General features: G+C 63.3%; 16 protein-coding genes and 1 tRNA gene. 10 read left to right on the plus strand and 7 right to left on the minus strand.

All coding sequences use genetic code 11. The annotated features are described in order from the left end of the window. The first annotated feature begins 8 nt into the window (after positions 1 to 8). The 4 genes from pheT (at position 9) to ASD87_RS00850 (ending at position 3,582) form a co-directional block, all read left to right on the plus strand. The gene (gene pheT, locus ASD87_RS00835) at positions 9 to 2,426 is read left to right on the plus strand and encodes a phenylalanine--tRNA ligase subunit beta (RefSeq protein WP_056315897.1); all 2,418 of its coding nucleotides are present in this window, start codon (positions 9 to 11) and stop codon (positions 2,424 to 2,426) included. A 2-nt stretch (positions 2,427 to 2,428) separates the two neighbouring features. After that, positions 2,429 to 2,767: an integration host factor subunit alpha gene (locus ASD87_RS00840; protein WP_081101104.1), complete on the plus strand. Its 339-nt coding sequence runs from the start codon at positions 2,429 to 2,431 to the stop codon at positions 2,765 to 2,767. A gap of 58 nt (positions 2,768 to 2,825) precedes the next feature. After that, a complete protein-coding gene (locus ASD87_RS00845) occupies positions 2,826 to 3,263 on the plus strand; it encodes a MerR family transcriptional regulator (protein WP_056315902.1) in 438 nt (145 codons plus the stop codon). A 242-nt stretch (positions 3,264 to 3,505) separates the two neighbouring features. After that, positions 3,506 to 3,582: transfer RNA gene (locus ASD87_RS00850), tRNA-Pro, on the plus strand. 145 nt (positions 3,583 to 3,727) lie between these two features. Here ASD87_RS00850 and ASD87_RS00855 read toward each other — a convergent pair. Then, on the minus strand, positions 3,728 to 4,999 hold the full coding sequence (locus ASD87_RS00855) for a putative Na+/H+ antiporter (protein ID WP_056315905.1): 1,272 nt from the start codon (positions 4,997 to 4,999) through the stop codon (positions 3,728 to 3,730). Positions 5,000 to 5,350: 351 nt separating this feature from the next. Between ASD87_RS00855 and ASD87_RS00860 the strand changes: the two genes are divergently transcribed. Beyond that, the gene (locus ASD87_RS00860) at positions 5,351 to 5,587 is read left to right on the plus strand and encodes a hypothetical protein (RefSeq protein WP_056315908.1); all 237 of its coding nucleotides are present in this window, start codon (positions 5,351 to 5,353) and stop codon (positions 5,585 to 5,587) included. Positions 5,588 to 5,770: 183 nt separating this feature from the next. Here ASD87_RS00860 and ASD87_RS27545 read toward each other — a convergent pair whose 3' ends face one another. The 3 genes from ASD87_RS27545 to ASD87_RS00870 all read right to left on the minus strand — a co-directional run bounded on the left by ASD87_RS27545 (position 5,771) and on the right by ASD87_RS00870 (position 6,815). Further along, positions 5,771 to 5,995 (minus strand): CrpP-related protein, encoded by a 225-nt coding sequence (locus tag ASD87_RS27545; protein ID WP_175236208.1) that lies wholly within the window; start codon positions 5,993 to 5,995, stop codon positions 5,771 to 5,773. 121 nt (positions 5,996 to 6,116) lie between these two features. Further along, positions 6,117 to 6,425: a hypothetical protein gene (locus tag ASD87_RS00865; protein WP_227741206.1), complete on the minus strand. Its 309-nt coding sequence runs from the start codon at positions 6,423 to 6,425 to the stop codon at positions 6,117 to 6,119. A gap of 147 nt (positions 6,426 to 6,572) precedes the next feature. Beyond that, positions 6,573 to 6,815, minus strand: coding sequence for a CrpP-related protein (locus ASD87_RS00870; RefSeq protein ID WP_056315913.1), 243 nt, complete (start codon positions 6,813 to 6,815; stop codon positions 6,573 to 6,575). Between the two features lie 241 nt (positions 6,816 to 7,056). Here ASD87_RS00870 and ASD87_RS00875 point away from each other — a divergent pair, with 241 nt between their 5' ends. Then, positions 7,057 to 7,971, plus strand: a complete 915-nt coding sequence (locus ASD87_RS00875; protein WP_056315915.1) for a PhzF family phenazine biosynthesis protein — start codon at positions 7,057 to 7,059, stop codon at positions 7,969 to 7,971. Between the two features lie 264 nt (positions 7,972 to 8,235). Further along, entirely contained in the window at positions 8,236 to 8,607 is a 372-nt protein-coding gene (locus ASD87_RS00880; RefSeq protein WP_056315917.1) for a GNAT family acetyltransferase, read from the plus strand. A gap of 104 nt (positions 8,608 to 8,711) precedes the next feature. On the opposite strand, the gene ASD87_RS00885 is transcribed toward ASD87_RS00880, so the two are convergent. Beyond that, on the minus strand, positions 8,712 to 9,665 hold the full coding sequence (locus tag ASD87_RS00885) for a succinylglutamate desuccinylase/aspartoacylase family protein (protein ID WP_056315919.1): 954 nt from the start codon (positions 9,663 to 9,665) through the stop codon (positions 8,712 to 8,714). Between the two features lie 330 nt (positions 9,666 to 9,995). On the opposite strand from ASD87_RS00885, the gene ASD87_RS00890 reads away from it, so the two are divergent. Together ASD87_RS00890 and ASD87_RS00895 are read left to right on the plus strand one after the other, a co-directional pair. Continuing rightward, positions 9,996 to 10,175, plus strand: coding sequence for a hypothetical protein (locus ASD87_RS00890; RefSeq protein ID WP_230965016.1), 180 nt, complete (start codon positions 9,996 to 9,998; stop codon positions 10,173 to 10,175). Positions 10,176 to 10,275: 100 nt separating this feature from the next. Further along, positions 10,276 to 10,872: a YSC84-related protein gene (locus tag ASD87_RS00895; protein WP_056315925.1), complete on the plus strand. Its 597-nt coding sequence runs from the start codon at positions 10,276 to 10,278 to the stop codon at positions 10,870 to 10,872. A 98-nt stretch (positions 10,873 to 10,970) separates the two neighbouring features. Here ASD87_RS00895 and ASD87_RS00900 read toward each other — a convergent pair whose 3' ends face one another. Both ASD87_RS00900 and ASD87_RS00905 read right to left on the minus strand, forming a co-directional pair. Continuing rightward, on the minus strand, positions 10,971 to 11,204 hold the full coding sequence (locus tag ASD87_RS00900) for a hypothetical protein (RefSeq protein WP_056315928.1): 234 nt from the start codon (positions 11,202 to 11,204) through the stop codon (positions 10,971 to 10,973). A gap of 125 nt (positions 11,205 to 11,329) precedes the next feature. Further along, entirely contained in the window at positions 11,330 to 11,800 is a 471-nt protein-coding gene (locus ASD87_RS00905) for an Lrp/AsnC family transcriptional regulator (protein WP_006226939.1), read from the minus strand. Positions 11,801 to 11,960: 160 nt separating this feature from the next. Between ASD87_RS00905 and ASD87_RS00910 the strand changes: the two genes are divergently transcribed. Beyond that, positions 11,961 to 12,869, plus strand: a complete 909-nt coding sequence (locus tag ASD87_RS00910; protein WP_056315931.1) for a DMT family transporter — start codon at positions 11,961 to 11,963, stop codon at positions 12,867 to 12,869. Positions 12,870 to 12,886 lie beyond the last annotated feature (17 nt).

Here is a 12,886-nt window from a genome sequence, read left to right on the forward strand (position 1 = left end):
GGCTGATCATGCAATTTCCCGAATCCTGGCTGCGTACGCTGGTCAATCCTCCGATCGCAACCGATGAACTCGCGCACCGGCTCACGATGGCCGGCCTGGAAGTCGAAGAAACCGAACCCGCCGCGCCCGCCTTCTCCGGCGTGGTCGTCGCGCACATCGTCGAAATCGCCCCGCACCCGGACGCCGACAAGCTGCGCGTCTGCCAGGTCGACGACGGCTCGGGCGAACGCCTGCAGATCGTATGTGGCGCGCCCAACGCGGCCGCCGGCCTGAAGGTGCCGCTCGCCCGCGTGGGCGCGGAACTGCCCGGCGGCATGAAGATCGGCGTGGCCAAGATGCGCGGCGTGCAGTCCTCCGGCATGCTGTGCTCGGCGCGCGAACTGGGCCTGTCGCAAGACCACGCGGGCCTCCTGGAACTGCCCGCGGACATGGTCCCCGGCCAATCCATCCGGGAAGCGCTGGACCTGGACGACACGCTGTTCACGCTCAAATTGACGCCCAACCGCGCCGACTGCCTGTCGATTCTGGGCGTGGCGCGCGAAGTGGCCGCGCTGACCGGCGCGCCGCTGTCGGTGCCGACGGCCGCTGCCGTGCCCGTCACGCTCGATGAGCGCCTGCCCGTCAAGATCGAAGCGCCCGACCTGTGCGGCCGTTTCGGCGGCCGCGTCATTCGCGGCGTGAACGCGCGCGCAGCGACGCCCGAGTGGATGAAGACGCGCCTTGAGCGCGCCGGCCAGCGCTCGCTGTCCGCGCTGGTCGACATCTCCAACTACGTCATGCTTGAACTCGGCCGCCCGTCGCATGTGTTCGATCTGGACAAGATCGGCGGCGACATCAGCGTGCGCTGGGCGCGTGAAGGTGAAACGCTTGAACTCTTGAACGGCCAGACCGTCACGCTCGACCCGAAGGTCGGCGTCGTCGTCGCGGGCGATCAGGTCGAAAGCCTGGCCGGCATCATGGGCGGTGAAGCCACCTCCGTGACGCTGGACACGCAGAACATCTATCTCGAAGCCGCATTCTGGTGGCCGCAAGCCATTGCCGGCCGTGCGCGCCGCTTCAAGTTCAGCTCCGAAGCCAGCCACCGCTTCGAACGCGGCGTGGACTACGCCAGCATTCCCGAGCACATTGAATTCATCACCCGCCTCATCGTCGACATCTGCGGCGGCCAGGTGGGCCCCATCGACGACCAGATCGTCAATCTGCCGCAGCGTCCGCCGGTGCGCATGCGCCTGGCGCGCTGCCATCGCGTGCTGGGCGTGCCGGTCACGCGTGAGCAGGTGGCAACCATCTTCGGCAGCCTGGGCCTGGATTACGCGCTAGAGGGCGACGACTTCATCGTCAATCCGCCGTCGTACCGTTTCGATCTGGAAATCGAAGAAGACCTGATCGAGGAAGTGGCTCGCATCTACGGTTTTGAAAGCATCCCCGACGTACCGCCGATGGCGCGCGCCAAGATGTTCTCGCAGCCCGAAGTGCGCCGCGGCGCGCATGCGCTTCGCCGTCTTGCGGCCGCGCAGGACTACCAGGAAGTCGTCAACTACAGCTTCGTCGAAGCCGACTGGGAACGCGATTTCGCGGGCAACGACAACCCCGTGCGGCTTGTGAACCCGATCGCCAGCCATCTGTCGGTCATGCGTTCCAGCCTGATCGGCGGCCTGGTCGCCAACATCCGTCACAACGCCAACCGCAAGCAATCGCGCGTTCGCCTGTTCGAACTGGGACGCGTGTTTTTCCGAGATGCGTCGGCCGAGGACGGTCCGCTGCAAGTGGCGGGTGTGCGCCAGCCCATGAAGCTCGCGGGCGCAGCCTGGGGCCCGGCGGCCGAGGAACAGTGGGGCGTGCCCACGCGCCAGGTGGACTTCTTTGACGTCAAGATGGACGTCGAGTCGTTGTTCGGCGCACGCGGCCGCCGCCTGCGCTTCGAGGCTGCGGCGCATCCCGCGCTGCATCCCGGCCGTGGCGCGCGCGTCATGCTGGATGGCAAGCACGTGGGCTGGATCGGCGAATTGCATCCGCGCTGGGCGCAACAGGCCGACCTGGCGCATGCGCCGGTGGTCTTCGAGCTGGACGTGGACGCGCTGTCGGAAGGCGAATTGCCGCAGGTGCGCGAGCTCTCGCGCCAGCCCGTCGTGGTGCGCGACCTGGCGCTGTGGGTCGACGAGGATGTGACGGTCCAATCCATGCTCGATACCGTCGCCAAGGCCGTCAAGGCCGATGCGCAACTGGCCGTTGTGCAGGATGCGCGCGTGTTCGACGTGTGGCGCGACAAGGCGCAGGGCAGCGAACCGGTCGCCGAGAAAAGCCTTGCGTTCCGTTTCTGGCTACAGGACACTGAGGTCACTTTGGACGAAGCTCGCGTGGCCGACTGCCTCGCGCGCATCAAGGAAGCCCTGGTTGCCGCGCACGGCGCGCGCCAACGTGGCTGAACATGGGGACCAGTATGCTTGCCGAGCAACGCACCCTCACCAAGGCCGAGCTGGCCGAACTGCTTTTCGAGCGGGTCGGCCTGAACAAGCGCGAAGCCAAGGACATTGTCGATACGTTCTTCGAGGAAATCCGCGACGCCCTGGCGCGCGGTGATTCCGTCAAGCTCTCGGGTTTCGGCAACTTCCAGGTGCGCGACAAACCGCCGCGCCCTGGCCGCAACCCGAAGACCGGAGAAACCATTCCCATCGCGGCGCGGCGTGTCGTCACCTTCCACGCCAGCCAGAAACTCAAGAGCGTGGTCGAGCAGGCCGTTCCTACAACGCCCGACGCCGCGGAGTGATACGCTTTGTCGGTAATTGTTATCGGCGCACCACGCATCGCGCGCATAAAATCCGCTTATGACACGTACTGAATCCACCGTTACCTTACCGCCCATTCCCGCCAAGCGTTACTTCACCATCGGCGAAGTCAGCGACCTGTGTGGCGTCAAGCCTCATGTGTTGCGGTACTGGGAACAGGAATTCACTCAGCTCAAGCCCGTGAAGCGCCGCGGCAACCGCCGCTATTATCAGCACCACGAAGTGCTGCTCATCCGCCGCATCCGTTCGCTGCTTTACGAACAAGGCTTCACGATCAGCGGCGCGCGCAATCGCCTGGGCGATGCGCGCGACGTGCCGCACGACCAGGACGCCGCCGTGCGCCTGTCGGGCACCGAGATGCAGTCGCTGCGCGCGGAGCTCGGCAACGTGTCCGCGATGCTTGCCGAAGCTTTGGGAACGACGACGGGCACTGCGCCCGCCGCTGCTGCGTCGACGCAGACCGCGCCCACTGCCTGAGCCGTTTTCTTCGCGACCCATTGGTTGCAATCCAGACTTTGATTTCAGTGCCCGCGACGCGCGACCGCCATCATGGCAGCGCGCGTTGCAGCTAGTCGTGCCTTGCGCTTCGCGCGCGCCGCTTCATCACTTGCACTGATGTGAACGGCAAACGCAAAGCGCAAAATTTTTTCCGGTATTCAGCACTTTTTTTGCACCAATGCGTGCAAACATTTTTTAGTTCTGCTATACTCTTTTTCTTTCGGGGCGTAGCGCAGCCTGGTAGCGCACTTGCATGGGGTGCAAGGGGTCGCGAGTTCGAATCCCGCCGTCCCGACCAGTAGTTCCAAGGCCGTTAGTGAGAAATCACTAACGGCCTTTCTCATTTCTTCGGCTTTATTCTTGAGCTGCAAATGCAGAGCTCAAATTATCGGGCCCGAATACCGAGCCCGAATATTGGGCCCGATAACCGACCCAAATCCCCGCTACAGCAAAAGCAACGCACCCGCCGCAACTGCCGTGGGGCCCAACGCGCCGAGCAGCAGTCCGCCGATGCTGATGGTTTCGTCTGAAAAGCCGCGCTTTAGCAGCGCCACGCCCGCAGGGTTGGGGGCGTTTGCGATGACCGTCAAGCCGCCGCCGGCGACGGCGCCCGCCACCAGCATGTATTTCGATTCGTCGGAGATGCCGTCGATCAGCGAGCCCAGATAGGTCAGTGCGGCGTTGTCGGTGATCGCGGTGAGCGCCAGGGATCCGAAGAATAGTGCGATGGGTTCCAGGCTGGAGACGATGGGCTGCAGCCACCACGCTTGCATGCCTCCCAGGATGACGAGGCCGGCCAGGAAGAAGCCAACGAGCAGCGCCTCTTTGAGGATCAGCGGATTCTGATGCCGCTCATAGGCTTGCGTGAATCCCAGGAACATCAGGAACAGGCCGAGAAACGCGACGGGATGGTGCGCCAGGGCAACGACCGCGGCCAGCACGACAAGGTGAACGATGACCACGGTGATCGGCACGGGAGGGCGCTCGGACCGGGTCATGCTTTCGGCCGGCAGTTGAAGCAGATACTTGCGCATCATGAACGTGGCCACGGTGGCGTTCACGACCACGGCAATGGCGGCTTTCCAGCCGAAGGTGGCCAGCATGAACGCCGAGTCCCAATTCCAGGTGGCCGCGACCATCAGAACGGGGGGCGCGGCGTAGGCGGTCAGTGTTCCCCCGATCGAAATGTTGACGAACAGCACGCCAAGCGCGAAGTACTTGGGAACGGCGGGAACCGACGGCCGAAACAATTGCGGGGCAAGCATGAGGGCCGCAATGGTCATGGCGGCCGGCTCTGTGATCAGGGATCCCATCAGCGGAACCGCGGCAAGACCCAGCCACGCGGTAGCGACGGAGGTATGGAAGGGCAGGTTCTTTGCGATCAGGTTGACGGCGACCATGACCGTTTGGAGGACCGGGCGGGATGCCGCCACGACCATGACCACAAATACGAAGAGCGGTTCGGTGTAGTTGCGAGACTCGGCGTAGGCGAGCGCTTGATCTCCACCGGCGGCTATCGCCATGACGATCAGAAGCACAAAGGCCCAAAAGCCGAAGACGATCTCGACTTCGCCGAGCAGGTGAAACAGGCCGGCGTGGCGGGGATAGCGGTGGGAGAGCCGCTCGAACTGTTTGACCGTGAAGGTGTGGATCAGCGCCAATGCAAAGATGATGGCGGCTGCGATGTCGAGGGCATGGGGGATGCTGGGCTGCATGGACGCGCGGGCTCCTGCGTGGCGGCCCGACCAGCGCGTTGACCTGCCAGCGCGAAGGAATACGCCTGACACCCAGCCCGGTAGTGTATCTCGATCGCGGATTTCGGCCTACCCCATCGCGGTGGCCGCTGCGGGACACGATTGCGACGATTGATGTATTTCAAGAGGCGGGACGAGGATTCAGATTGTTCCTATCGACATACCTTTTGTATTTGCGGATATTGGCCAGGTTATCAATCGACGGGGCGATCGAATGGTCCAACGGTCAATCGCAGGCATTGTTCTTGAGGCTGAAGCAGTCGGCGCTCTTGCGAAGGCGCTGGCTGTTCGGCGTCAGTTCAGGAGTTAGCGATGCGCTGCAAAGGGCTTGCCGGGCGGTTGTTCAGTCACGACTTCCGGCCGGTGTTTGACACCGCGGCGGTCGACACCGCGGCGGTCGGCACCGCGCCGCCGAAGGCGAAAGCACTGGTCGCAGGGTCGTCTCGTGACTCGAATAACGTCGTGGGCGCAACGTCATCCATGGGCGATCGCTTTTACAACGGCCATGTATGCGTGCGCTGCGGGTACAAGATCATCCGGGAACTGTAATGCGCTCGCGCAGCAAGCGCGCTTGGCGGGGACAGCGCGGAGAAATTGAAGCGGCGGAGAGGGCCGCAGCGGCTAGAGGGAGGGAGTGTGCGGAGCCGCCCTCTGCTTGATCGAATGACAATCACGCCGCTGCGGCAATCGGGTTCCAGCAAACCCCGTTCCCGCCAGCGGGCCCAGACGTGATCAGTCCAGCGATTGTTGCAATAACCGGCGGCGGCGAAGCTCGGCAAGGCGGGCTTCGTTTTCCTGATGCCAGCCGGCCTGCCACGAGGCCAATCTGGCGCGCCAATCAGGTAGCGATTCGCCCGTATGGCTGGGCATGTTGGTTTCTTTCATGAGGGGGCAGGCAGATAGCGGCACACCATATCTGGCGGCTTCCTGGCCGGCTCTGTGAACGGGGTCATCCATTCGCGCCTCCTCGTGGGAAAGGTCCTGAGCCAAAAGATGAGCGCGATCGCCATCCTTGTCCAGAAAAGTTACGCGCAGAAATAGCGGGATGGATCATCGTCCGCACGGCTTTGCCGCGCGGCTACAGGTGCACCCACTGCATCCACCACCCCTGGTAATAGCGCCTGCCGTCGATTTCCTCGAAGCCGCAGACCATCATGCCGCGATCGGATCCGAAGGTGAGCAGTTCGGGCTCGAGCAGATCGGGGATAGGGCCTTTTTGCGACGCGCCGAACTTGGCCAGGGTGTCCAGCGTCATGACGCTGATGTAGCGGCGCATGTCCTCGCGCATGATGGAATACATGCGGACCGTCCCGGTCACTGCAGGGGCGGGATCGTTGTCGTGGCGCTTCCGGCCCAGGATGTGGGTTCGGATGACGGTGCATCGCATGATGAAACTAAAAATACTGTATGAATGTACAGTATATGTCGATAAAAACGGGGCCGATTCACTTATCCCGGTTTCGTATCTGCACCGCGACATTTGCTTGCCATGCCAAATGCAAAGCGCCCCGGAGGCGGGGCGCATGTCAACGAGTCAATTGCAAAGCCGCGCCATCGCGCGCGGCACGTAGCGGAAACGGCCGCCAGGGGGCGCTTGGCCGCCGCCCGTGGCCTCCATCCATCCTGCTTCCCAGGCTTCGACCTTGCCGCTCCACTCGGAGATCGATTCGCCGGTATGGCCCGGCATGGCGGCGGCCCGATAGAACGGGCAATCCCACAAGGTCAAACCGTCTCGCGCAGCTTGTGCGCCCAGCTTTTGGATGTCTTCGCGTTGCATTGCAACCTCCTCCAAAAGTAGTTGTTCGGGACGCAAAGTATTCCGCAGCGACCTGTGATTTTCAATAGTGATGGCGCACCAAGCGGGGCGGTGCGGCCGTCATGCCGGCGACGTCTTCCTTGAGGTTGAAAGGCGTCTGTTATGCGTGCAATTTCGCGGCTCTGTGCCTTTTCACGTTCGCGCCGCGGCACGCACAATCTGGGCTTGCCGCCCGTGTCGGGGGGATCTTGAGGATGTTTGGATGCGCTACCGCTACGTGACGGCCGATGTGTTCACCGGCCATGCTTATCTCGGCAATCCGCTGGCTGTCGTGCTGGACGCGCAGGGTCTGGACGCGCGCCAGATGCAGCGGATCGCACGCGAATTCAACTATTCGGAAACCAGCTTCGTGATGCCCCCGCAAGACCGCGCCCATACCGCGCACGTGCGCATCTTCACGCCGGATCGCGAAGTGCCGTTTGCCGGCCATCCGAATGTGGGCACCGCGGTCGTGCTGGCGCGCGAGCAGATCGCGGCCGGGTTGCCGGCGCCACAGGCGTTCGTGTTCGAGGAAGAAGCCGGCCTGGTGCGCATTGCGTTGACGTACGGGGAGCACGGCCTGCAGGGTGCGCAGTTACGCGCGCCGCAGCCGCTATCGCGCGGCAGCGAGGCACCATTGGACGCGGTGGCCAGGGCGCTGCGTCTGGATTGCGCGGACATCATGGTGTCAACGCACGCGCCGATGGTGGCGTCGGTGGGATTGCCGTTTTTGGTGGTGCAGGTTGCCAGCCGCGACGCGCTGCGCCGCGCGTCGCCCGATGCGGCGGGCTACGCGGCCTTGATGCCGCAACTGGGCGCGAAGTCCATCTATGTCTACACCACCGACACGGCAAGCGAAGCGATGGATGCGCCCACCGATATCCAGGCGCGGATGCTTACAAGCCGCATGACGGAAGACCCCGCCACGGGCAGTGCGACGGCGGCCGTCACGGCGCTGCGCGCCTCGCTTGCGGGCAAGGGCGCCCTGCGGCTGCGCGTGGGGCAGGGCGTGGACATGGGACGTGCAAGCCTGTTGCTGGCGCATGCGGAGCCGCGGGACGACGGCGTGTGGGCCAACGTGGCCGGACAGGCGGTGGTGGTGATGGAAGGCACACTGCCCGCGCCCGCGAGCGATTGACAAGGCGGTGCGGGATTTGCGGGCGGCAGGGCGCCTCGTGTAAGCTGCAGCGCATGAACGCACCGCACATCGCTGCCGCATTGCGCGCAGATTTCCGACGAATCACTCGACGTCTCCGTTGAGTGGCTAGCCGTGTTCGGGCGCCGGTTATGCGGCGCTTATCCCAGAAGGCCACGATACCCCTCGTGGCCTTTTTTGTTTGATTGCGTTTTGCATCCGGGGCGTATCGCAAGGCATTCGTTCTTTCATCACAAGGAATGAAGCATGTCTCAGCAAGACCTCGCCATCCGGCCGTTTCAGGCATCCGACGAAACCGCGCTGATCGCGTTGTGGCAAGCCTGCGGGCTGACGCGGCTGGGTGAGTTGGATGGCGCCATTGTCGCGACGGTGATGGGCGGCTACGACGGCCATCGTGGCTGGATCAATTATCTGGCCGTTTCACCCCTGCATAGGCGGCGCCACTTCGCCACGGCGCTGATGCGGGCGGTCGAGCGCAAGCTGCTTGAGATGGGTTGCCCGAAGATCAATCTGCTGATCCGTTCCGAGAACGTCGCGGTGAAGCGCTTCTACGACAGCCTGGGCTTTCAGGAGGACGCGGTGATCAGCATGGGCAAGCGCCTGATTCCGGATCTTTGAGGATTCGGCGGGCATCAGGCGCAAGGCGCTTGATGCCCGGTATGCGCGGCGAGCCGGGCGCCTGCGTGCAGCGCCCGCGTTGCTTGGTCACGCGATGTCAGGCGTCAGATCGCCTGCGTCAGATACACGGCTTCGCGGCCTACGATGGGCATGCGCGTGGGCATGAAGATCGTGCAGGCATCGCACGGGGAGCGGATTTCTTCCGTGCCATTCATGGCAATCAGTTCGCCCTTGTCGAAGGTCTCAAAGCCAATCACCGGACGCGTGAAGGTGAAGTCCTCGGACTTCACCATGTGGACCTCCAGCAGGCGATAGCGCTGCGGGGTGGGTGGGGCCGGGGTGCCGGCCGGCGTGTCGATGAGGCCCAGATGCGCGAGAAAGCGCAAGGTCACGTCGGTGGCGAGTTCGGCCGCGGAACGCGAAAAATGCTGTCCGCATTCGACAACGAGCGCACCGCCGCTGTCGGACAGCGGATCGCCATGATGGCCGTAGCCCATGACCCCAGTGCCCGGAAACTTGTCTTGCGGCATGACCAGGTGCACCTGCGGCGAGCCGACTGCAGCGGCCAGCGCGGTGTTGCGGTCCATCTCGTTGTAGACCCAGAAGGGTTGCACGGGGGCGCGCGTGGAATGGATGTCCAGCACGAAGTCGGCGGCGTCCAGGACAGGGCGCATCTCGCGGGCGCGGCGCAATTCCGGACTGTCTTCCGCACCGTCCAGCATGGCGGCCGACCAGATGCGGTTCAGGTTGTGCACGAGCTGGCGGTTGTCGTAAGGTCTGTCGATGTCGAAAGCCTCGTAGGCCTCGACGTGCGCAAAGCTGACCGTCAAGGTGCCGATCTTCGGGCGCACGCCGGTGTCCAGCAGATGGGTGGCGGCCACCATGCCACAGATCTCGTTGCCGTGCGTGATCGCGTTGATGAGCACGTGCGGTCCGGGCTTGCCGGAGTCGAAGCGATGAACGTAGGGGATGCCGGTGTTGCCTTCGCGATAGGCGGACAGGTCTCGCGGCAAGACTTCCAGCGGAGCGGTATCAGGTTCGAAGACGGGTTTGTTCATGGGGTCGATGGCAGGTTTGAATGTGAGCCGGTGGGGGCAATCAATTACGCGCAGCGCAGTGGCCTGACATTATGCGCCGGTTCGCCAATTCGGCGATGAGGGCAAAAAAGCGGGTTTTTAGCGCTGATTTTTTCAACTTCAAGATGCCTTCGCACTAGGCGAATTAGTACTGTTTTACCCCTTAAAAACTCTGCTTTCCAAGCCTTTTTGTTTGGTGCATATTGCGGCCCGTTAGTCGGAATTCAGAGGTGCAGCATGAGCGGGTGGCCAGAGCGTCATATCAACGGTTTTCAAGTGCAGTGTGAAGTGGTGGACTTGGAAACCGGGGTTTTGGCCATCGAAATCATGGTCCGCCGTCAGGGCAACGAGGCCGCCACGCAGCGGTGGTCGCTGCCCCGTTTCGTCACCTTCAACGATCCTGCCGCCGCGCGTCGCCATGCCGAGCTGGTGCTCTCGGGCATCCGGACCGTTGACGAGTTCACCGGCGAGCCCCGATACGGAATTCTCTAGCGCTTGCTAGTGTTTTGTTTCGTTTATCACATTCATGTGTCTTGTTGGACGTGGAATGCCCGGTACAGTTGTTCATGCATGACAACAAAAGGAGAGTTCCATGTTTGACGCTTATCCCGTTCTGCGCCGCACCGGCATGGCGATTGCAATCGGCGCCGCCGGCGTTCTGTTTGCAGGCTGTACCACGACCACGCCTTCCAAGTCTCCGGCCGCTTCGACGGCAGAGCAGCGGCAATCGATGAACAGCGCGGCCAATGCCACGCTCGCCAAGCTGTATGAAGCCGCTCCCGAGTCCAAGGACCTGGTTGCGCGCGCCAAGGGCGTGCTGGTGTTTCCCGACGTGTTGAGCGGCAGCTTCATCGTCGGCGCCGAGCATGGCAAGGGCGTGCTGCGGGTGAACGGCGCGAATGCCGGCTACTACAGCACGACGGCGGGCTCGATCGGCTTCCAGGCCGGCGCGCAATCGAAGGCGATGATCCTGCTCTTCATGACGGATGACGCCTTGAACAAGTTCCGCAACAGCAGCGGCTGGACCGTTGGCGCGGACGCCACGGTGGCGGTGGTCAATATCGGCGCCAATGGCCGCATCGACACCAACACGGCCCAGCAGCCGGTCGTGGGCTTCGTCATGAACAATGGCGGCTTGATGGCTGGCGTGTCGCTCGCGGGCACCAAGATCTCGAAGCTGGATCGCTGATCGCGCTAGCGCCCAGTCAAAACGCCGCGGCATCAAGCCGCGGCGTTTTGTTTTGCTGCGGAGCAAGGCGGACCTGCTCCGCGGCCTTTGCCGGCCGGTCAGCCGATCACGTCATCGCTGTTTTTGAGGACGGCGGTTTCGCGATCGATCTCGGCTTGCTCGATGGCGGGGTCCAGACCGCGCCAGCGAAGGATGTGGCCGCGCTCTTCTTCGGGCTCCCAGCCCAGCATGCCGTAGCGCGTGATTTCAGTTTCGCCGGAGGCGAACTCCACTTCGAAGTAACCCTGACGATCGGGTAGCGTGTTGCCGGGGAACCAGTCGGTTTCGGGCATGGTGTGCTCCTTGCTAAGCGATGGGAGGGATGCTGGCGCCGGAATGAACGAAACGGCGCCATGCAATTTGATTGTGGGCTTGCCGCCGCAATCCCGCAAGCGCTCGATGGATACCAGATGCGGCGTCAGGCCAGCGGCACGGCGGTGGTGTAGAGCACCTGCTTCAACGCAAAGCTGGATCGGATGCTTGCCACCCCGGGAATGCGCGTGATGTGTTCGACGATCAGCCGTTCCAGCGCATCGACGTCGGGCACGAGCGCGCGGATCAGGTAGTCGGCGTCGCCCGACATCAGGTAGCACTCCATGATTTCGGGCAGCACCGCGATCTCGCGTTCGAACACATCCAGCGCGGCCTTGCGTTGCTTGTCGAGCGAGATCTGAATGAAGACGTTCACCTTCAGGCCCAGCTTGCGCGCGTTCAAGAGCGTGACGCGGCGGTCGATGAGTCCTTCGGTTTCCAGCCGCCGCACTCTCGCCAGGCAAGGGGAGGCGGACAGATTCACGCGGGCGGCAAGTTCCACATTGGTGAGCCTGGCGTCGCGCTGCAGTTCGTTCAGGATGCGGATGTCGGTGGCATCCAGGTTGATTTCCGGCATAAGTCACCTCAAGACGGCGGTTTTACGGTGCATGTGTGCCGAGTATGCCGGTAAACGACGCATAAAGCAGTCAAAAATTCTGGGGTTTACCCTATAGACTGTTCCGTTCTTCGGCCATAGGGCCGGAATGCAGAATATTCAGCGGTAGAGCAGGGTAGTGATGAGTCAGCAAGGCAGTCTTCGCAGGTTTCTCCCGCTTGCGGGTGCGGTCGCCATCTGGGGAGGGAATTGGCCCGTGATGAAAATGGGGCTGGCCCATATGAGCCCGTTGTGGCTGGCTGCCAGCCGGTTCGGATCCGCCGCGCTCATCAGCGTGCTGGTGCTGGCCCTGCTGGGTCGCCTGCGTTTGCCGACACGCCAGGAATGGCCGCTGGTCGCGGGTGTGGCCTTGCTGCAGATGGGCGCCTTCACCGCCCTCGCGCTGTGGGCGTTGCAGTATGTGGCGCCTGGACGCGCGTCGGTCATTGCCTATGCGACGTCCATCTGGGTGATCCCGCTGTCGTCGCTGATCCTGAAAGAGCGCCTGTCGATGGGCCAATGGCTGGCGACGGCGCTGAGCTACGCGGGCATCGGCATCATCGTGGCGCCCGCGTTCAGCCCGTGGCAGGCGCACACCGTCATCGGTCTGGTGATGCTGCTTGGCGCATCGTTCGCATGGGCCTGCAACATCATCCAGCTGCGCGCCAATCGCCACGTTCGGCTGGGCGCCGACATGATTCCCTGGCAGACCGCATTGGCCACGATACCGCTTGCTGCGCTGGCCTGGCTGCGTGACGGTGCGCCGACCTTTCTGGCCGATGCGCAAGCCTGGCCGCTGATCCTCTACACCGGACCGCTTGCCACTGCGCTGACGTTCATTGTCGTGCTGAGCATGACGCAGAAGCTGCCGCCGGCCGCGACGTCCATTGCGATGCTGTGCGTGCCGGTGATCGGGCTGATCGTGTCGTCCGTCGTGTTCCACGAACGCATCTCGGCGGACCTGGCGCTTGGGCTTTCGCTGATCGCGGCCAGCGTGGCGGCCTCGGCGCTGGCCGCGCGCCTGCGGCCGTTGGCGCTGCGACCTTCATAGAAGGCTCTAGAATGGCG

The sequence above is a fragment of the Achromobacter sp. Root170 genome (assembly GCF_001428165.1).
Classification (GTDB): Bacteria; Pseudomonadota; Gammaproteobacteria; order Burkholderiales; family Burkholderiaceae_B; genus Achromobacter; species Achromobacter mucicolens.

Coding starts and splice junctions, on each gene's coding strand:
- ASD87_RS00910 (WP_056315931.1), top strand. CDS start 11,961: ATGAGTCAGCAAGGCAGTCTTCGCAGGTTTCTCCCGCTTGCGGGTGCG.
- ASD87_RS00875 (WP_056315915.1), top strand. CDS start 7,057: ATGCGCTACCGCTACGTGACGGCCGATGTGTTCACCGGCCATGCTTAT.
- ASD87_RS00860 (WP_056315908.1), top strand. CDS start 5,351: ATGCGCTGCAAAGGGCTTGCCGGGCGGTTGTTCAGTCACGACTTCCGG.
- ASD87_RS00870 (WP_056315913.1), bottom strand. CDS start 6,815: ATGCAACGCGAAGACATCCAAAAGCTGGGCGCACAAGCTGCGCGAGAC.
- pheT (WP_056315897.1), top strand. CDS start 9: ATGCAATTTCCCGAATCCTGGCTGCGTACGCTGGTCAATCCTCCGATC.
- ASD87_RS00865 (WP_227741206.1), bottom strand. CDS start 6,425: ATGCGATGCACCGTCATCCGAACCCACATCCTGGGCCGGAAGCGCCAC.
- ASD87_RS00905 (WP_006226939.1), bottom strand. CDS start 11,800: ATGCCGGAAATCAACCTGGATGCCACCGACATCCGCATCCTGAACGAA.
- ASD87_RS00900 (WP_056315928.1), bottom strand. CDS start 11,204: ATGCCCGAAACCGACTGGTTCCCCGGCAACACGCTACCCGATCGTCAG.
- ASD87_RS00840 (WP_081101104.1), top strand. CDS start 2,429: ATGGGGACCAGTATGCTTGCCGAGCAACGCACCCTCACCAAGGCCGAG.
- ASD87_RS27545 (WP_175236208.1), bottom strand. CDS start 5,995: ATGGATGACCCCGTTCACAGAGCCGGCCAGGAAGCCGCCAGATATGGT.
- ASD87_RS00885 (WP_056315919.1), bottom strand. CDS start 9,665: ATGAACAAACCCGTCTTCGAACCTGATACCGCTCCGCTGGAAGTCTTG.
- ASD87_RS00845 (WP_056315902.1), top strand. CDS start 2,826: ATGACACGTACTGAATCCACCGTTACCTTACCGCCCATTCCCGCCAAG.
- ASD87_RS00895 (WP_056315925.1), top strand. CDS start 10,276: ATGTTTGACGCTTATCCCGTTCTGCGCCGCACCGGCATGGCGATTGCA.
- ASD87_RS00880 (WP_056315917.1), top strand. CDS start 8,236: ATGTCTCAGCAAGACCTCGCCATCCGGCCGTTTCAGGCATCCGACGAA.
- ASD87_RS00855 (WP_056315905.1), bottom strand. CDS start 4,999: ATGCAGCCCAGCATCCCCCATGCCCTCGACATCGCAGCCGCCATCATC.